14 protein-coding genes and 1 pseudogene are annotated in these 17,430 nt (G+C 74.5%); 10 read left to right on the top strand and 5 right to left on the bottom strand.

Annotation, left to right across the window (positions count from 1 at the left end; all coding sequences use genetic code 11):
• Positions 1 to 214: 214 nt before the first annotated feature.
• Positions 215 to 799 (bottom strand): MarR family winged helix-turn-helix transcriptional regulator, encoded by a 585-nt coding sequence (locus ACFV1L_RS33540; protein ID WP_380373337.1) that lies wholly within the window; start codon positions 797 to 799, stop codon positions 215 to 217.
• 705 nt (positions 800 to 1,504) lie between these two features.
• Here ACFV1L_RS33540 and ACFV1L_RS33545 point away from each other — a divergent pair.
• The 3 genes from ACFV1L_RS33545 to ACFV1L_RS33555 are packed head-to-tail and all read left to right on the top strand — an operon-like array spanning position 1,505 to position 6,294.
• Complete coding sequence (locus ACFV1L_RS33545) at positions 1,505 to 1,909, top strand: SHOCT domain-containing protein (protein WP_380373340.1); 405 nt, start codon at positions 1,505 to 1,507, stop codon at positions 1,907 to 1,909.
• A 39-nt stretch (positions 1,910 to 1,948) separates the two neighbouring features.
• A complete protein-coding gene (locus ACFV1L_RS33550; RefSeq protein ID WP_380373343.1) occupies positions 1,949 to 3,994 on the top strand; it encodes a SpoIIE family protein phosphatase in 2,046 nt (681 codons plus the stop codon).
• Positions 3,995 to 4,044: 50 nt separating this feature from the next.
• On the top strand, positions 4,045 to 6,294 hold the full coding sequence (locus ACFV1L_RS33555) for a SpoIIE family protein phosphatase (RefSeq protein ID WP_380373346.1): 2,250 nt from the start codon (positions 4,045 to 4,047) through the stop codon (positions 6,292 to 6,294).
• A gap of 100 nt (positions 6,295 to 6,394) precedes the next feature.
• Here the strand turns inward: ACFV1L_RS33555 and ACFV1L_RS33560 are convergent, their stop codons facing one another.
• The gene (locus ACFV1L_RS33560; protein WP_380373349.1) at positions 6,395 to 7,399 is read right to left on the bottom strand and encodes an aldo/keto reductase family protein; all 1,005 of its coding nucleotides are present in this window, start codon (positions 7,397 to 7,399) and stop codon (positions 6,395 to 6,397) included.
• Between the two features lie 201 nt (positions 7,400 to 7,600).
• Between ACFV1L_RS33560 and ACFV1L_RS33565 the strand changes: the two genes are divergently transcribed.
• From ACFV1L_RS33565 to ACFV1L_RS33575, 3 genes are all read left to right on the top strand, one after another.
• Complete coding sequence (locus ACFV1L_RS33565; protein WP_380373350.1) at positions 7,601 to 8,845, top strand: ROK family transcriptional regulator; 1,245 nt, start codon at positions 7,601 to 7,603, stop codon at positions 8,843 to 8,845.
• Between the two features lie 251 nt (positions 8,846 to 9,096).
• On the top strand, positions 9,097 to 10,107 hold the full coding sequence (locus tag ACFV1L_RS33570) for an Acg family FMN-binding oxidoreductase (RefSeq protein ID WP_380373353.1): 1,011 nt from the start codon (positions 9,097 to 9,099) through the stop codon (positions 10,105 to 10,107).
• Between the two features lie 80 nt (positions 10,108 to 10,187).
• Positions 10,188 to 10,529 (top strand): DUF5713 family protein, encoded by a 342-nt coding sequence (locus ACFV1L_RS33575; RefSeq protein WP_380373356.1) that lies wholly within the window; start codon positions 10,188 to 10,190, stop codon positions 10,527 to 10,529.
• A 46-nt stretch (positions 10,530 to 10,575) separates the two neighbouring features.
• Here the strand turns inward: ACFV1L_RS33575 and ACFV1L_RS33580 are convergent, their stop codons facing one another.
• Entirely contained in the window at positions 10,576 to 11,403 is an 828-nt protein-coding gene (locus ACFV1L_RS33580) for a class I SAM-dependent methyltransferase (protein WP_380373358.1), read from the bottom strand.
• A gap of 347 nt (positions 11,404 to 11,750) precedes the next feature.
• Here ACFV1L_RS33580 and ACFV1L_RS33585 point away from each other — a divergent pair, with 347 nt between their 5' ends.
• The 4 genes from ACFV1L_RS33585 (at position 11,751) to ACFV1L_RS33600 (ending at position 16,436) form a co-directional block, all read left to right on the top strand.
• Entirely contained in the window at positions 11,751 to 13,358 is a 1,608-nt protein-coding gene (locus tag ACFV1L_RS33585; protein WP_380373361.1) for a beta-propeller fold lactonase family protein, read from the top strand.
• 1,071 nt (positions 13,359 to 14,429) lie between these two features.
• Positions 14,430 to 15,053 carry an ArsR/SmtB family transcription factor gene (locus ACFV1L_RS33590; RefSeq protein WP_380373364.1) on the top strand — a complete coding sequence of 208 codons (624 nt, stop codon included), beginning with the start codon at positions 14,430 to 14,432 and terminating at the stop codon, positions 15,051 to 15,053.
• The gene (locus ACFV1L_RS33595; RefSeq protein WP_380373367.1) at positions 15,050 to 15,796 is read left to right on the top strand and encodes an SRPBCC domain-containing protein; all 747 of its coding nucleotides are present in this window, start codon (positions 15,050 to 15,052) and stop codon (positions 15,794 to 15,796) included. The genes ACFV1L_RS33590 and ACFV1L_RS33595 overlap by 4 nt, the downstream gene beginning before the upstream one ends.
• Positions 15,797 to 15,863: 67 nt before the next feature.
• Complete coding sequence (locus ACFV1L_RS33600) at positions 15,864 to 16,436, top strand: dihydrofolate reductase family protein (protein WP_380373369.1); 573 nt, start codon at positions 15,864 to 15,866, stop codon at positions 16,434 to 16,436.
• Positions 16,437 to 16,510: 74 nt separating this feature from the next.
• Here ACFV1L_RS33600 and ACFV1L_RS33605 read toward each other — a convergent pair whose 3' ends face one another.
• Positions 16,511 to 17,152 (bottom strand): DedA family protein, encoded by a 642-nt coding sequence (locus ACFV1L_RS33605; RefSeq protein ID WP_380373371.1) that lies wholly within the window; start codon positions 17,150 to 17,152, stop codon positions 16,511 to 16,513.
• Between the two features lie 165 nt (positions 17,153 to 17,317).
• Positions 17,318 to 17,430 (bottom strand): annotated as a pseudogene (locus ACFV1L_RS33610) (electron transfer flavoprotein subunit alpha/FixB family protein); the annotation flags it as partial.

Here is a 17,430-nt window from a genome sequence, read left to right on the forward strand (position 1 = left end):
GCGCTGAGCATTGTTTGCGTTCCGCTGGCCGGGATGGGTGGGTCCGCCGCCTCTGGTGCTGTGTGACGGTGGTGGCCTGCGGTCGGATCGGGGTCGCCGAGGAGTTGCTGCGCGCCAACGCGCTTGGTGTGGGGGTACGTTGACGCGCCTTCGGGCAGCGCCTGGTGGTCCGGCGAAGATGTGTGCCTGCGTAGTGCGTCTCAGGGGTCGGTGGTCACTGGGAGGGCTGCTGGCCGTTGCCCAAGTAGTGCTCCAGGTGTTGCTGGTTGGTGACGAGGCGCAGGCACAGGTGGCGGAATTGGGCGAGTTCGTCGGGGGTGAAGCCGCGGAAGAGTGCGGACATGGCGCGTTGGGTGGGGATTCGGAAGGCGTCGAGCCAGTCGCGGCCGGCGGGGGTGATGGTGACGCGGACGGAGCGCCGGTCCTCGGGGTGTCGGACTCGGCGGGCGAGGGCCTCTCGTTCGAGGGTGTCGACCAGGCCGGTGACGTTGCGGGAGCTGACTCCGGCGGCGCGGGCCAATTCGCCGATGGTGAGGCCGTGTTCGCCGGCGGTGCCGAGCCGGGTGAGCAGGTCGAGGCCGCCGGAACTGAGGCCGCGGCCACCGGCGCCGTGGGCGCGGAGACGGTCGATGGACTGCGACGCGGAGCGGACGGCGGCGGCCGCTTCCAGTGCGAGGGTGTCCTCGCCGAGGGCGAACGCGCTCATCGAGCTGCGCACACCCGGGTCGTAGAGGTGGCCGTCGGGGTCCTGGGCGAGGGGGGAATCGGGGGCGGGCGAGTTATATACGTCCTTCAACATGAAGTAGTACTCTAATTGACGGCGGGCGTTACGTCCAACCGCCGCAAGTGGCCTGACGGACCATCAGTCATTGGCGCTGCAAGGCGTATTGACGGCGCGCCGGGGCGGGTGACTGTTCGGATCGGCGACGCGCCGCTGTCGGATCACCGGATGTGCACGGCGGCAGCCCGCTCATTCGCGTCCGTCGTCGAGGAGGTCCGGCCTCCGACTGTGCGGACGCCCGGGTCACTGCGACGGGCCCCGGCCCCGACGCGGGAACCGACCAGTAGCCGGAACGCTCAGCGGTCCTCGCCGCCCGCGTCGCCCTCGCCGCCACCGTCGTCACCGGCCAGCTGCGGGCGCTCACCGTCGCCACCGACGCCCGGCTGCGCGGCGACACCGGCACCGCCGGGTGGGCTACCGGCTTCAGCGCCGCCTCCTTCTCGGTGGTGCTGCTCGCCTGGCGGATCGCCCCGAACGGCCGCTGACACCAGGTCCCTGCCGGCCCCCGCCCGTGGCTGTCCGGCCCCCGCCCGTGCCGTCCGGGCCCCGCCCGTGCCGTCCCGGCACCGCCCGGCCCCCGCCCGCCCCGTCCGTCCCCGCCCGCCCCGCCCGGGCCCCGTCCGTCTGCGCCCGCGTGCCGGTCCGTCCGTGTCCGGCGGCCGACGTGCGGTGCCCGGAATGTGGTGATACCTCTCGAATGACCTGTGGAAAGGGAGCCTCTCGATGGACGACTATCCGCTGCTCGACCTGTTCTGGACGATGATGTGGCTGTTCCTGTGGATCCTCTGGTTCTTCCTGCTGTTCAAGGTGATCACCGACATCTTCCGCAGCCATGACATGGGCGGCTGGGGCAAGGCAGGCTGGACGATCTTCGTCATCGTGCTGCCCTACATCGGCGTCCTCGCCTACCTGATCGCCCGCGGCAAGTCCATGGGCAACCGCGACCGGGCGCTCGCCGCGCAGGCCGAGGGCAACTTCCAGGAGTACATCCGCAAGGCCGCCGGCACCGACCAGCAGGACGCCGGGGCCCGGCACGTCGCCGAACTCTCCCGGCTCACCGACCTGAAGAACAGCGGCGCCATCTCCGAGGACGAGTTCCGGGCGGCGAAGGACAAGCTGCTCGCCTGAGCGCCGCGCCGACAGGCGGGTGGGAGGAGGACCGGCGGGGTGCCGGACACACAACTGACCCCCGAGGTGTTCGACCGCGCCATCGTGGCGATCGCGCTGACCACCGGACACGACCACCGGCTGGTCTACTACAACGACGCGTTCCGCGACCTGTTCGGCGAACGCCCCCTCGGCGTCCCGGCCCGTGAGGTGTTCACGGAGCCGGGCGCCGAACGTTTCGTCGCCACCCTCGACGCCGTCCTCGCCGACGGCACCGCCCGGCAGGTCACCGCCCCGCGCACCCTCGCCTGCCCGGACGGGGGCACCGTCCACCGGCACTTCGTCTACTCCTGCTCGCCCGCCACCACCCGGGACGGCCCCGGAATCCTCGCCACCGCCATCGACACCACCGCCGAACTGCACTCCGCCCACGAAGCCGAACGCCTGTCCGCCGAACGACTGCAGGCCCTGCAGCGCTACGAGGCGCTGATGACCGCCGCCGCCCAGATGGTGTGGCTGGTCCACGCCGACGGCAGCGCCTGCGAACTCGTCCCCGGCTGGGAGGCCCTCACCGGCCAGCCCTTCGCCGAAGCGGTCGGCTCCGGCTGGCTGGAGGTCATCCACCCCCAGGACCGCGACCAGGTCGCCACCCGCTGGGCCGACGCGGCGCGCGACCTACCCACCGCGTTCGAACACATCTTCCGGGTGCGCGGCGCGGACGGCGGCTACCGGCACGTCCGGGCCCGCGCCGTTCCCATCGCCCGTGACGGCGGGCAGGCCGAATGGATCGGCACCACCGCCGACATCGAGGACCAGTGGCGCAACCGCCTGCGGGAACGGCTGCTCGCCCGGGCCGGCGCCGTCACCGAGGCCGAACGCCCCGAGGACGCCTTCGCCGCCCTCGCCACCACCGTCGTCCCCGACCTCACCGACGTCTGCGCCGTCTACCTGCTGCGCGAACCCGACGCCGCCGGCGGCGAGGTCGTCGCCACCCGGATCGCCTCCGTCGCCCGCCCCGGACTGCCCCCGCTGCCGGCCATCAACCGGCAGACCTTCACCCTCGGCGAACGCGCCCGGAAAGCGCTTTCCGACCGCACCCCCGTCGTGCTCGACTTCGCCGGGGGCGACATCCCCGCCGGCACCCTCCCGGAGATCTCCGCCCGCTGGCTGCGCCGCGCCGGCGCCACCAGCCTCACCCTGCTGCCGATCGTCGTCGACGGCGCCGTGGTCGCCCTCGCCGCCACCGCCAACTGCGAAGGCGCACCCCCGCCGGGGCCCGCCGACGTCGACCTCCAGCACGAAGTCCTGCAACGCGCCCAGGCCCCGCTGCGCCAAGCACTCGCCCTGCAGCGCCTCCGGCACGCCGCCGTCGTCCTGCAGCGCGCCATGCTCACCACCCCGCCCCGGATCGGCGGCGCCGACCTCGCCGCCCGCTACCGCCCCGGCAGCCGCAACGTCGAGGTCGGCGGCGACTGGTACGACGCGTTCACCCTCCCCGACGGCTCGCTCGCCATGACCATCGGCGACGTCGCCGGACACGACCTCGCCGCCGCCACCACCATGGGCCAGCTGCGCGCCATGCTCCGCTCCATCGCCTACACCCGGCCGCACGGCCACACCCCCGCCGACACGCTGCGCGAACTCGACACCGCCGCCGAAGGGCTCGGCGTCGGCAGCTTCGCCACCGCCGTGCACGCCCGGCTCACCCGGCACGGCGCGGACGGCGGCTGGGAGGTCGAGTGGAGCAACGCCGGCCATCCGCCGCCCGTGCTGGTCCCCGTCACCGGCCCGCCGCGACTGCTGGTCGCCGAGGACGCCGACGTCCCGCTGTGCGTCGACCCCGGCCGCCCCCGGGTCACCCACCGCGACCCGGTCGGCCCCGGCGAGACGCTGCTGTTCTACACCGACGGCCTGGTCGAAGTCCCCGGCGAACACCTCAACGACGGCATCGCCCGACTCTGCGAAGCCGCCGCCCAGGCCCGCCACCGCCCCCTCGCCGAGCTGTGCGAACACCTGACCGGCCGGGTCGTCGACGTCCGCGACGACATCGCCATGATCGCGTTCCGTCCCGCGCCGACGGCCCCGGCGAAAGGCAGGCAGCGATGAACGGCACGAACGGCCGGCCGGACCCGGGCCGCCCGGAGCGGAGGCACGGCATGGAACACACCGACCGAACGCCGGCCGAGGTCCACCCCGCGCACGACCCGGAGCGCCGACCCGACCCGGCCCCCGGCCGGGGCGGCACCGACCCGGCCGTGGGCATCGCCCTGCTCGACTCCCTGTTCGAACAGACCCCGGTCGCGCTCTACCTGCTCGACGAGGACCTCCGGGTGGTGCGCCACAACGCCGCCGCCCGGGCCGACCAGAGCCGGGTCGGACGCGAACTCGACGGCAACCCCTGCGACTTCGCGCCCGGCTTCGACGACGCCGAACTCCGGGCACTCGCCCGGCAGGCACTCGACGACGGCGACTGGATCCGCGGCCACCTGGTCCGCGGCCGCACCACCACCGAACCCTGCCGCGACCTGACCGGCGCCGTCTCGTTCTTCCGGATCGTCACCGACGACGGCCGTCACCACCTGGTCGCCGCCGTCGAGGACGTCACCGAACAGCAGGCCGCCCTCGACCGCGTCGACATCCTGCACACCGCGCACCGGCAGATCGGCGCCTCCCTCGACGCCGTCGGCTCCGCACAGGAACTCGCCGACGTCGCCGTCCCGCGCCTCGCCGACATCGCCACCGTCGACCTGCTCGACGAGCCGCTGCGCGGACTGCCGCCCCGGCCCGCCCCGGTCGACCCGGCCGCACCGCTGCGCCGCTTCGCCTACCGGGCCGCCCGCGGCCACGGCCGGCCCGCCGCCGACCGGGGCCCGATCCCGTACGGCGAACTGTCCACGTACCCGGTGCCCACGCCGTACAGCCAGGTGCTGGACGACGCCCGGGCGCGGCTGGTGAGCCGACTCGGCCGGGACACGGACTGGCTGACCGCCGACCCCGACCGGGCGCGGCGGCTGGCCGAACTCGGCGTGCACTCGATGATCGTCGCGCCGCTGGTGGTGCACGACGCGGTGCTCGGCCTGCTCGCGCTCTACCGCAGCCAACGGCCGGAACCGTTCGAGGAGGCCGACCTGCAACTGGCGGTCGAACTCGCCGAACGCGGCGCGCTCTCCATCGACAAGGCCCGCAGCTACGCGCGGGAACGGTCGATCGCGACCACGCTGCAACGCCAACTGCTGCCCAGGGAACCGTCCGAGCTGAGCGCCCTGGAGAGCGCGCAGGTCTACCTTCCCGGTGCGGTCGGCCCCGGCGGCGACTGGTACGACATCGTCCCGCTGTCCGCCGCCCGGGTCGGACTGGCGATCGGCAGCGTCACCGGCAACGGCATCGAGGCCGCCGCGCTGATGGGTCAACTCCGCACCGCGCTGCGCACCCTGGCCGTCCAGGACCTGCCGCCGGACGAACTGCTGGTGCGCCTGGACGACGCGGCCCGGGTGCTGACCGACGAGCAGCGCGGCAGCCTGCCGCCGGGCGCGGACGGGCTGCCCGACGGCCTCGCCTCCTGCCTGTACCTGGTGTACGACCCGATCTCGCGGACCTGCACCGCCGCGTCCGCCGGGCACCACGGCCCGGTCCTGGTCGGCCCGGACGGCATGCCGACGCCGTTCCCGGTCGAACCCGCACTGCCGCTGGGCTGCGGCGACAGCTGCTACGAGACGGCCACCGTCGAACTGGAGCCGGGCAGCGTGCTGGCCCTGTACACCGAAGGGCTGATGTCCGGCCGGGCCCGCCGCAAGGACGACCGGCAGGCGCAGGCGGACAGCCCGGCCGAGCAGCGCGGGGTGCTGGAACGGTCACTGGCCCGGGCCGGCGAGGAGCACCTGCGCGACCTGTGCGACCGGGTGGTGTACGCGCTGCTGCCCGAACGCCAGCGGGAGGACGCCGTCCTGCTGCTGGCACGGACCCGGGCACTGCCCGACGAGCAGGTGGCGGTGTGGACGCTGCCCGACGACCCGGCGGTGGTGCGCACCGCCCGACGGCTGAGCGAACACCAGCTCGCCGCCTGGGGGTTGACGGAGCTCGAGTTCGCCACCGACCTGATCGTCAGCGAGCTGGTCACCAACGCGATCCGGTACGGCAAGCCGCCGATCCGGCTGCGGCTGATCCGCGACCAGGGCCTGATCTGCGAGGTGTCGGACAGTTCGGACAGCACCCCGCACCTGCGCCGCGCCAAGAGCACCGACGAGGGCGGCCGCGGACTGTTCATCATCGGGCAGTTGGCGCAGCGCTGGGGCACCAGGTTCGCCCGGCACGGCAAGACCATCTGGGCCCAGCAGGACCTGCCGTCCACGGACGCGCCGCCAACGGGCCTGCCCGGCGGGGAGACCGGCGGCGAGCTCACCCCCTGACCGGCGCCGGAACCGAGCGCCGGGCGGCACCCGTCCCGGCACCCGCCGGGCGGGGCCGCGGATCCGTGCGGCGCCGCCCGGCGGGGTAGCGGTGGCGGGGTCAGGGGCGCGCCTTGGGGGCGTTCTCCGCCGTCATCGCCGGGTCGAACACGGCCACGGGGGCGAGGATCTCGTCCATCGCGGCGAGCAGCTCCGGCTCCAGCTTCACGCCGGCGGCCTTCACGTTCTCGGTGACCTGCTCGGGCCGGGAGGCGCCGATGATCGCGGCCGACACGTTGGGGTTCTGCAGCACCCAGGCGACGGCCAGCTGGGCGAGCGACAGCCCCGCCTGGTCGGCGAGCGGACGCAGCAGCTGGACGCGCTCCAGCACGTCGTCGCGCAGCCAGCGGGCGACGAAGTTCGCGCCGCCCTTGTCGTCGGTGGCGCGGGAACCGGCCGGCGGCTCGGCCCCCGGCCGGTACTTGCCGGTGAGAACGCCCTGCGCGATCGGCGACCAGACGACCTGCCCGAGACCCAACTCCTCGGACACCGGGACGACTTCGCCCTCGATGACCCGCCACAGCGCACTGTACTGCGGCTGGTTGGAGACGAACGGGACGCGCAGCTCGCGGGCGAGCGCGTGGCCCGCCCGGATCTGGTCGGCGGTCCACTCCGACACGCCGATGTACAGCGCCTTGCCGGAGCGGACCACGTCGGCGAACGCCTCCATGGTCTCCTCCAGCGGAGTCGACGGGTCGTAGCGGTGCGCCTGGTAGACGTCGACGTAGTCGGTCTGCAGGCGGCGCAGCGAGTTGTCGATCGACTCCATGACGTGCTTGCGGCCCAGCCCGCGGTCGTTGCGGCCGGGGCCGGTCGGCCAGAACACCTTGGTGAGGATCTCCAGGCCCTCGCGGCGCTCGCCCTTGAGGGCCCGGCCGAGGACCGACTCGGCGCGGGTCTCCGCGTACACGTCGGCGGTGTCGAAGGTGGTGATGCCCGCGTCGAGGGCGGCCCGGATGCAGGCGGCCGCGGTGTCCTCCTCGACCTGCGAGCCGTGGGTGAGCCAATTGCCGTAGGCGATCTCACTGACGATCAGGCCGCTGCGGCCCAGGTGACGGAATTCCATGAACGGTACGGTACGTCAGCCGTGACGGCAGGTGTCGGTACCATCACCGTGCCGCGGGTGCCGGGAGCGGGCCGGCGCCGGGCGGCCGCGTCGATGCCCCGGGCACGGGCGCGGGTGACGACCTGGACGAGCACGAGAGCGAGAAGTGTGGCGGTGTTGCCGGCGGGGGCGGGCGGACTGTCCGACCGGAGAAGAGGAACCGTGACCCACCCCCCTGCGATGCCCGCCGTCCGGAGGCAACCGACCGGCCTGCCCGCGGAGCCCGCCCGGTGGAACCGGCAGCGGCTGCGCAGCAACAACGAGTGGCTGCTGCTGGAGCTGCTGCGCACCGGCGGGCCGTCCTCGCGGGCCCAACTCGCCCGCGACACCGGCCTGTCGAAGCCGACCGTGTCCGCCGCGCTGGGCTCGCTGGAGACCGCCGGACTGGTCCGCGAGGCCGGCACGCTGGCCCCCGACCGGGGCCGCACCGCCGTCCTGTACCGGGCCGACCCGGGCGCGGGGCACGTGCTGGGGATGGACGTCGGCCGGGCCCGGCTGCGGGTCGCCGTCGCCGACCTGGCCGGCCGGGTGGTCGCCCGCCGGGACGTCCCCAATCGCGGCCGGACCGGCCCCTCCGTCGCGGACGCGCTGGTCGCCACCGCCCGGGACACCCTCGCCGACGCCGGACTCGGCGGCGACGGCCCGGTGGACGGCGTGGTGCGGGCGGTGATCGGCAGCCCCGGCGTGTGGGACGAGTGCCACCGCGTGATGCGGCACGCCGCGCACCTGCCCGGCTGGGCCCGGCCCGGCCTGTTCGACCGGATCGCGGACGGCCTCGGCATGCCCGTCCAGGTCGGCAACGACGCCAACCTCGCGGCGCTCGGCGAGTACACCTACGGTGCCGGCGCGGGCAGTTCGGTCTTCGCCTACCTGCTGGTGGGGACCGGCGTCGGCGTCGGCCTGGTGCGCGACGGCGAGCTGTGGACCGGGGCGCACGGCGCGGCCGGCGAGATAGGGATGCTGCAACTTCCGTCGGTCCGACATGACATGACGGAACGTCAGGACGTCTATTTGGAGCAGGTGGTGGCGGCGGACGCCGTGGTCGGCGAGGCCTGGCGGCTAGGACTGACCAGCGTCACCACCGCCGAGCAGGTCTGCGAGGCGGCCCGCACGGGAGACCCCGCCGCGCGGGCCGCGATCGTCCAGCACGCCCAGCAACTCGCCTTCGCCGTCGCCATGGTGACGGCCGTCGCCGACCCCGACCTGCTCGTGCTGGGCGGCGGCCTCGGCCGCAGTGCGGACCTGGTGCTGCCGCCGCTGGAGGAGGCGCTGCACCGCACCTGCACCCTGCGGCCCCGGCTGGCGGCCAGCACGCTCGGCGAGGACGCGGTGCTGCTCGGCGCGGTGGCGACCGCTCTGGAAGCGGCCCGGCTGGAGGTGTTCGTCCGGCGCACCGCCACGGCCTGAGCGGGCCACGGGCCGGGCGGTCGGGCGGCCTGACCGGGCCACGGGGCGGTCGGGCGGCGGGAGGGGGCTGCCGGGCCGGGCGGTCGGGCAGCGGGAGGGGGCTGCGAAAAAGGGGCGGAGGTCGTCGTGGGCGGGCCTTTGGGCCCTACCGGGACGGCCCGGCCGAGGCGCACGCTCATGCACAGGGACACGTGGAACTCCACGCAGGGACACGTGGCATGCGACGAGGATGCGGCGAGGAGTGATCCGCGATGGCCGAGTCGACGGCTGGTGCGAGGGGCGGGCCGGGCGCAACGCTGAGCGTGCAGGAGCTGCGGGTGCTGGTGGCGGCGGCCGGGGCCGCACCGTCACTGCACAACACGCAGCCCTGGCAGTTCCGGGCGGCCGACGACGGCCACGGGGTACTGGTGTTCGCCGACCCGCAGCGGGCGGTGCCGCTGGCCGACCCGGAGGGTCGCGGCCTGATGCTGTCGGTCGGCGCGGCCCTGTTCAACCTGCGGGTCGCCGCCGCCCGGCAGGGCCTGCCGGTGGAGGAGCTGGAACTGCTGCCCGGCCCCGTCGAGGCGGACTCCCCGGTCGCGGTGGTGCACTTCGGCCCGCGCGGAGTCCCGGACGAGACCGCCGAGTTGGCCGACGTGATCGCGCTGCGGCACTCCAGCCGGGAGCCGTTCAACAACCGGGACGTCCCCGAGGCCGTGATCGGAGAGCTGATCGCGGCCGCGGCCGCCGAGGACACCGCGCTCGACGCGCTGGAGGAGGCCGAGGCGCGCCGCGTCCTCGCCCTCATCACGGAGGCCGAGGCGCAGATCGTCGCGGACGCCGCCCGCCTTGCGGAGACCGGTAGTTGGCTGCGCGGCGAGCCCGCCGCGGACGGCATCCCGGTCGCGGCGCTCGGGCCGCAGGACCACGAAGCACGCGTCCCCATGCGGGACTTCACCGGCCGCGGACCCGCCGGGTCGCAACGCTTCGAGGCGCTCCCGCAGTTGCTGACCATCTCCACGCGCGGCGACACGGCGGCCGACTGGCTGAGGGCCGGACAGGCCATGGAACGCGTCTGGCTGGTCGCCACCGCGAACGGCCTGCGGGTCTCCGTCCTCCACCAGGCCGTCGAACTCCCCGAGACCCGCTGGCGGTTGCGCAACCCCGAGTCCGGAGTCGGCACCGTCCAGGTGGTCCTCCGCGTCGGCTACGGCCCGCCCGGCGCGGCCACCCCGCGCCGCGAGGTCGACGAACTCCTGCACGGGCCCGCTCCCGCGTCCTGAGCCGCGCCGGCGGTCTGTCAGTGCCGGCGGCGATGATCGGCACCGACAGACCTTCGAGTGCGAGTGGACGGAGCGGCCGGATGGCGATCACGAACGAGCGGGCGGCGGGGCACGAGTTCCTGCGGGAGCTGGCCGGGGACGCGTACTACCCGCCGCACCTGGTCGAGCGGGGCCGTGCGGTGCTGCGCGCGCTGTGCGAACGGATCGAGGCCGAACGTCCGGCCGGGCTGGGGGAGTTGTACGCGCTGACCCATGCCGCGACGGAGGAGTTCAACGAGCTGGCCGAGGACTTCGAGGAGGCCGACAGCGAAATCGAGACGGTCGCCCGGGACGCGATCGGCGCCGACTTCGCGTTCGTCGCGGCGGCGTACGGCTTCGCCGAGGCGGATGTGGAGGAGCTGATCGCGCCGCGCGACTGGTGACGGGCTGTCGGGGCGGGGCGACCGGACCGGGCACGCCCCCCACGGCTCAGCGGGTGGCGGTGGCGAGCAGGGCGCTGTGGGGGAGGGCGAGGGTGCCGGCCGGGGTGCGGAAGGCGGCGGCGAGACGGTCGTAGTGGCGGCGGGCCTCGGCCCGGACCCGGGGGGTCTGGGCGAGCAGGGTGAGGCCGATGGTGGCGACGCCGGAGGCCGGGCCGGACCACCAGGCGTCGGCGGTCGCGCGGTGGTCCCAGTGCAGGGTGCGGCAGTTGGCGTCGCGGAGGCCCGCAGTGCCGAGGAGGGCGGCCAGGCCGTCCGGGGTGCGGGGGAAGTCGTCGGCCGGGTCGAGCGGGCCCAGGTGCGGCGGGCGGACGGCGCCGGCCGCCTGGAGTGCCTGCGGGATCAGGGCCTGGCCCGCGCCCGGCGTGCCGGACCAGATGGTCAGGGCGAGGCGCCCGCCCGGCCGCAGCACACGGCGGAGTTCGGCGAGGGCGAGCAGCGGACGGCCGACGTGGTTGAGGACGAAGTTGGCCACCACCGCGTCGAACCGGGCGTCCGGGAAGGGGAGTTCCGGCAGGGCGGCGAGTTCGACGTGCGCGGCCGGGGCGGTGCGGCGGGCGAGTTCGACCATGCTCGGTTCGGCGTCCACGGCGTGCACCTCCGCACCGCGGTCGCACGCCGCGGCGGCGACGGTGCCCGGCCCGGTGCCCACGTCCAGCAGCCGGGTTCCGGTGAACACCCCGGCAGCGTCCAGGAGTTCGGGAACGGTGTGGGCACAGAGCCGCCCGAACGTGGCGGCGTAGGCGTCGGCCCGCCCGGCCCAGGCGGTGCGCTCGTTGGCGTCGAACGGCGTGGTCGGTGCGGCGGTCGGTGACACTTCTCTCCCCCAGGACGGTCGGCGGACAACCCGGCGTGCGGGTGCTCCTCGCGCCCCAGTGAACCGGCCATTCGCGGCGGTGGGCAAGTCCGGGCCCGGCCTGCGACGGAGCGGGGGGCCGGGAGCGTGGCGCCGGGTTCCGGGATGGCCGGGAAGGGCCCCCACCCGTTGACCGGAGCGGGAGGTTCCGGCTATCACCGCAGGGCGAGACCACGGCGGCGCGCACCTCCCGATGGGGACGGTGCGGCCACCGGGGCCTCCGAACCCGGCAAGGAGCGCACCGTCCCGTCCACCGCGCCCCGGCCGGGGCCATCGGGGCGAGCGCCGGATCCATGCGGAGGGATCACGTGTCTCACACATCCGGTACACCCCGCGCCAGCCGATGGGGCGCGCTGCTGAGCGCGGTCGCGCTGGCCGTCGCGGGCCTGAGCGTCGCGGCGGCGCAGCCCGCGCACGCGGCGAGCGGCCCGCTGGCCTACGTCGCCAATGCCGGCAGCAACACCGTCTCGGTGGTCGACACCGGCACCAACGCGACGATCGCGACCATCCCGGTCGGTGTCGTCCCGGCCGGGGTGGCGATCGCACCGTCCGGCCACACCGTGTACGTCGCCAACCAGGGCAGCAGCGGAGGCGCCGGCTTCGGCCCCGGCGGCAACAGCGTGTCGGTGATCGACGCCGGCACGAACACCGTCACCGCGACCGTCCCGGTCGGCAACGACCCGCTCGGCATCGCGGTCACCCCGTCCGGCAACGCGGTGTACGTGGCCAACGCGTCGGACAACACCGTCTCCGTGATCAGCACGGCCGCCAACACCGTCGCCGCCACCGTGCCGGTCGGCAGCGGTCCCGCCGAGGTGGCGATCTCCCCCTCCGGCGGAACGGCGTACGTCACCAACCTGTACAGCAACACGGTCTCGGTGATCGACACCGCCACCAACACCGTCGTGTCCACCGTCCCCGTCGGCCGGCAGCCGATCGGAGTCGCGATCAACCCCGCCGGGACCTTCGCGTACGTGGCCGACCACGGCCCCAACACGGTCTCGGTGATCGACACCGCCACCAACACCGTCACGGCCACCATCGGCGTCGGCAGCAGCCCCCAGGCGCTCGCCGTCACGCCGTCCGGCAACGCCGTCTACGTCGCCAACACGGGTGGCAACAGCATCAGCGTGATCGACACCGCGACCAACACCGTCACGGCCACCATCGGCGGCCGCAGCGGCCCGGTCGGCCTCGCCGTCAACCCGGCCGGGACCGCCGTCTACGCCACGAACGAGAACAACGGCACCGTCTCGGTGATCGACACCGCCACCAACACCGTCACCGCGGACATCGGCGTCGGCAGCGTCCCGATCGCGATCGCCATCGCCGCGCCGGCCGCACCTGCCGCGCCGACCGTCGGCTCGGTCAACCCGAACACCGGGCCGGCGGCCGGCGGCACCACCGTGACGATCACCGGCACCGGCTTCACCGGCGCGACCGGCGTCGCCTTCGGCGGCACGGCGGCCACCTCGTTCACGGTGAACAGCGCCACCTCGATCACCGCGACCGCCCCCGCCGCCACCGCAGCCGGCGCCGTGGACGTCACGGTGACCGCCCCCGCAGGCACCAGCGCCAGCACGGCGGCCGACCGGTACACCTACACCCGGGACGCCACCAGCCTCACCGCGCAACCGCTGCTGTTCTCGCTGAGCGGCGGCCTGAACATCACCCTCCACCCGCAGGCCACGCTCACCGACACCACCACCGGGCTGCCGCTGCCCGGCCGGACCATCACCTTCACCGTCGGCACCCACACGGTGTGCACCGCCGTCACCGACGCCCACGGCGTCGCCTCCTGCACCGGCCTGTGCCCGCTGACCGCGATCCTGCTGAACGGCTCCTACACCGCGACCTTCGCCGGCAGCCCCGCGCTGGAGCCCGCCACCGCGACCGCCGGACTCGTCCGCCTCTGACCGGCCGTCAAGACCCGGGCGACGGGGCCACGTACCCCGCCGTCCGGTCACGCCCCGCGCGTCCGCTCCCGCACCCGGAGCCGGCCCGCGGGGCGGCTGCGTTCAGGCCGGACGGCGCCGGGCGCGGCACTTCCGCATCTTCTCGGCGGGGTCAGCGGGGTCAGCGGGGTCGGCGGGGACGTCGGGGACGGCCGGGGCGAGCGCCGCGCGGGTGAGGCGCAGCGCCAGGTCGAAGTGGGCCTGGCGGGCGGTCAGCCAGCCCTGGGTGGCGCGGCCGTGGGCGGCGTGGACGGCGCGCAGGGCGGAGACCCGGCCCTCCCGCCAGTAGGCGGCGCGGCCGGCGTCCGGCGCCTCGGCGAAGGTGGGGGCGAGGGCGGCGGACGGGCGGCGGGCGTAGTCGTCCTCGGGAGCGGCCAGGCCCCGGGTACTCCTCGGCGAAGTGCCGCCGTTCGGCGATCGGCCCGGCGAAGGTGTCCGTGCAGGAGGGCGTCCGGGACGACCTCGAACGGCTCCGGCGGGACCGGGAGGTGCTCGCCGAAGAGCAAGTCGGGGTGGATCGGGCCGCCCGGCAGGTCGTCGGCGTCCGCGGGGCGGAAGCGGGCCGAGTCCCCGGTGAGGACGGCGCGGGGGAGGGAGTGGAGCAGGTCGGCGGTGCGGCCCTCGTCGATCTGGCGGTCGGGAGGGACGACCACGAAGTCCAGGTCGCCGGGCTCGCGGGCTGCCTCGCCGAACCAGGAGCGGCGTGCCACGGAGCCGCGCGGCACCAGGGGGTCGACCCGGGCGGAGTCGGCGACGGCGGTCAGGACGGCGTGCGTCGCGTGGCGCGGTAGGCGTTCCGGTGCGGCTTGGGCGCGTCCGCGCGGGGCGGTTCGGCGGGTGGCAGGCGGAGCAGGTGGTCGCGGTGGTTCACGTCGTTCTTCGAAGGGCGGGGCGTGCGGGGATTCTGTCAGCCGCCGGTGCCGGCCACCTCGGCAAGCAACCGACAAGAAAATTTGTCTTGACAGGAAAACTGATCGGCGAGATGCTGGAGGCACGCCGGAAGGGCCGGGGGGCGAATGCGGAGGTGGAGAGGTGCTGGACGTCGCTGTGATCGAAGAGCCCGCCGCGGCCGAGTCGTCGCTGGATCCGATACGGTCGCGGATCCTCGCCGCGCTCGCCGAACCCGGTTCGGCCGCGATGCTGGCCGGGCGGCTGGGGTTGCCCCGGCAGAAGGTCAACTACCACTTGAAGGAGCTGGAGCGGCACGGCCTGGTCGAGCTCGCCGAGGAGCGGCGGAAGGGCAACGTCACGGAGCGGGTGTACCGCGCCACGGCGGTGTCGTACGTGATCTCGCCGAGCGCGCTGGCCGCGGTCAGTCCGGATCCGGCGCGGTCGCCCGACCAGCTCTCGGCGCGGTGGCTGCTGGCGCTCGGGGCCAGGCTGGTGCAGGAGGTCGGGTCGCTGCTGACGGGCGCGGCGCGGGCCGGCCAGCGGGTGGCGAGCTTCGGGATCGACGCGGAGGTGCGGTTCGCCTCCGCCGCCGACCGGGCGGCCTTCGCCGACGAGCTGTCGCAGGCGGTGGCCGCACTGGTCGGCCGGTACCACGACGAATCCGCCCCGCAGGGCCGCAGGCACCGGATGGTCGTCGGCCTGCACCAGATCCCCGACCCGCCGGCCCGGCCCGGTACCGACGCAGCACAGGAGAGCCCCCGATGACGCATCCCTTCGAGATCACGCAGGAGATCGTCCTGCCGGCCGACCCGGAGCAGGTCTGGGAGGCGATCGCCACCGGCCCCGGCATCGAGTCGTGGTTCATGGGCCGCAACGAGGTCGAGCCGCGCGAGGGCGGCGCCGCCGTCATGGACGTCGGCGGCAACCGGGAGGAGGCGCTGATCACCGCGTACGAACCCGGCAAGCGCTTCGCGACCCGGACGGGTACCGCCGACGACGGCCGGTTCATGGCCTTCGAGTACCTCATCGAGGGGCGCGGGGGCGGCAGCGCGGTGCTGCGCGTCGTCCACAGCGGCATGCTGGGGGACGACTGGGAGGACGAGTACGACGCGCTGCGCCGCGGCTGGCCGTTCCACCTGCACACGCTGCGCGAGTACCTGGCGCACTTCCCGGGGCGCGCCGGCCGGCCGGTCTTCGCGATGGCGCAGACGGGCGAGCGGCCCGGGCGGGAGGTGCGGGCGGCGCTGGCCGGCGGGCTGTCGCTGCCGGCCGCCGTCACGGTCGGGGCCCGGGCGCACGCCGAGCCGGCGGGGCTGCCGCCGCTGACCGGTGAGGTCACGTGGGCCGACGAGGAGCGCTTCGAGGTCCGCACCGGCGACGGCCTGTTCACCTTCCATCAGGCCCCCGGCCTGGTGCTGATGTTCCACCACCTGTTCGACGCCGGGGCGCCGGCGGGCGCGGACGCCGAAGCCGGGTGGGCGAGTTGGCTGACCGGAGTCCTCGCCTGAACCCGTCGGCCGCCGCACCGAGAACGCACTGAAAACGTCACATCCGTACACCGAGGAGAGCACCACCATGCGCACCCTGATCAGCACCGCCTTCATCTCGCTCGACGGCGTCGTGGAGGCCCCGGGCGGCGAGCCCGGTTACCGGAACTCCGGCTGGACGTTCAAGGACGTCGAGTTCCTGCCCGAGGCGTTCGAGCTGAAGGAGCGCGAGCAGGCGGAGTCGACCGCGATCCTGATGGGCCGGGTCAGCTACGAGGCGTTCAGCCCGGTCTGGCCGGACATGGCGGAGTTCGCGCACTACCGGACGGTGCCGAAGTACGTCGTCTCGACCACCCTCACCGAGGACGGGCTCGTCTCCAACTGGGGCGAGACCACGATCCTGCGCTCGCTCGACGAGGTCGCCGCGCTGAAGGAGACCGAGGGCGGCCCGATCATCGTGCACGGCAGCGCCACCCTGAACCGGGCGCTGTCCGACGCGGGCCTGATCGACCGCTACCACCTGCTGGTCTTCCCGCTGCTGCTCGGCGCCGGCAAGCGGCTGTTCAGCACCACCGACAAGGACGCGCAGAAGCTGGAGCTGGTCGAGCACGCGGTGTACGGCAACGGCGTGCAGAAGCAGGTCTTCGACGTGGTCCGCTGACCAGTGCCGCACCGGCGTAAACCGCCCGCCGCCGACGATCCGTCGGCGGCGGGCGTTTACGCGTGTGGGGACTGTCAGCGGCGGGCGGCGCGGGTGCGGCGGAACTCGAGGGCCAGCGGGAGCAGCGAGAGCGCGACGATGAGCGCGATGGCGGGGAGCAGGTAGCGGTCGACGCTGGGGATCGTGGAGCCGAGGGCGTACCCGGCGAGGACCAGGCCGACGGTCCAGACCAGGCCGCCGACGGCCTGCCAGAGGGCGAAGGTGCGGGTGGGGACGCCGAGGGCGCCGGCCAGCGGGTTGAGGACGGTGCGGACCACGGGGACGAAGCGGGCCAGCGTGATCGCCTTGGCGTGGCCGTAGCGGGCGAGCAGTTCCTCGGCGCGCTGCGCGCCCTCGTGCAGGCGGCGGTTGCGGGAGCGTTCCAGCAGGGCGCGGCCGCCCTTGCGGCCGAGCAGGTGGCCGAGCTGGGCACCGGCGAGGGCGCCGACGGCGGCGGCGGCGAGGACCTGCGGGAGGTCGAGGTGCGGGCCGGAGTGCAGGCCGGGCGTGCAGAGCAGTCCGGCGGTGAACAGCAGCGAGTCGCCGGGCAGGAAGAAGCCGATCAGCAGTCCGGTCTCGGCGAACAGGACGGCGGCGATGCCGAGCGCGCCGAACGCCGCGAGCAGGGAGGACGCGTCGAGCGGGTTGACCGCCAGCAGGGCGGAGTGGGCGTACACGGCGTGGCCTCCGGAGGGCGCTCTGCGTCTACAGGAAAGTAGACCGTCTACGTGACTGTAGACGATTGCGGTGGGGGAGGCGCAAACGCGGGCGTCCGGGGGCGGGAACGCCGGAAGGGCGCGACCGCGGCGGTCGCGCCCTTCCGGACGGGTGGTGACGGGGTGTCAGCCGGCCTTCACCTGGTCGGTGAGCTGGGGGAGGACGGTGAAGAGGTCTCCGACGACGCCGTAGTCGACGAGTTCGAAGATGGGGGCTTCGGGGTCCTTGTTGACGGCGA

The sequence above is a fragment of the Kitasatospora sp. NPDC059646 genome (assembly GCF_042734615.1).
GTDB lineage: Bacteria > Actinomycetota > Actinomycetes > Streptomycetales > Streptomycetaceae > Kitasatospora.

Excerpts from the sequence above, each read along its gene's own strand:
- ACFV1L_RS33540 (WP_380373337.1), bottom strand. The coding sequence starts at position 799 with ATGTTGAAGGACGTATATAACTCGCCCGCCCCCGATTCCCCCCTCGCC.
- ACFV1L_RS33545 (WP_380373340.1), top strand. The coding sequence starts at position 1,505 with ATGGACGACTATCCGCTGCTCGACCTGTTCTGGACGATGATGTGGCTG.
- ACFV1L_RS33555 (WP_380373346.1), top strand. The coding sequence starts at position 4,045 with ATGGAACACACCGACCGAACGCCGGCCGAGGTCCACCCCGCGCACGAC.
- ACFV1L_RS33560 (WP_380373349.1), bottom strand. The coding sequence starts at position 7,399 with ATGGAATTCCGTCACCTGGGCCGCAGCGGCCTGATCGTCAGTGAGATC.
- ACFV1L_RS33570 (WP_380373353.1), top strand. The coding sequence starts at position 9,097 with ATGGCCGAGTCGACGGCTGGTGCGAGGGGCGGGCCGGGCGCAACGCTG.
- ACFV1L_RS33575 (WP_380373356.1), top strand. The coding sequence starts at position 10,188 with ATGGCGATCACGAACGAGCGGGCGGCGGGGCACGAGTTCCTGCGGGAG.
- ACFV1L_RS33595 (WP_380373367.1), top strand. The coding sequence starts at position 15,050 with ATGACGCATCCCTTCGAGATCACGCAGGAGATCGTCCTGCCGGCCGAC.
- ACFV1L_RS33600 (WP_380373369.1), top strand. The coding sequence starts at position 15,864 with ATGCGCACCCTGATCAGCACCGCCTTCATCTCGCTCGACGGCGTCGTG.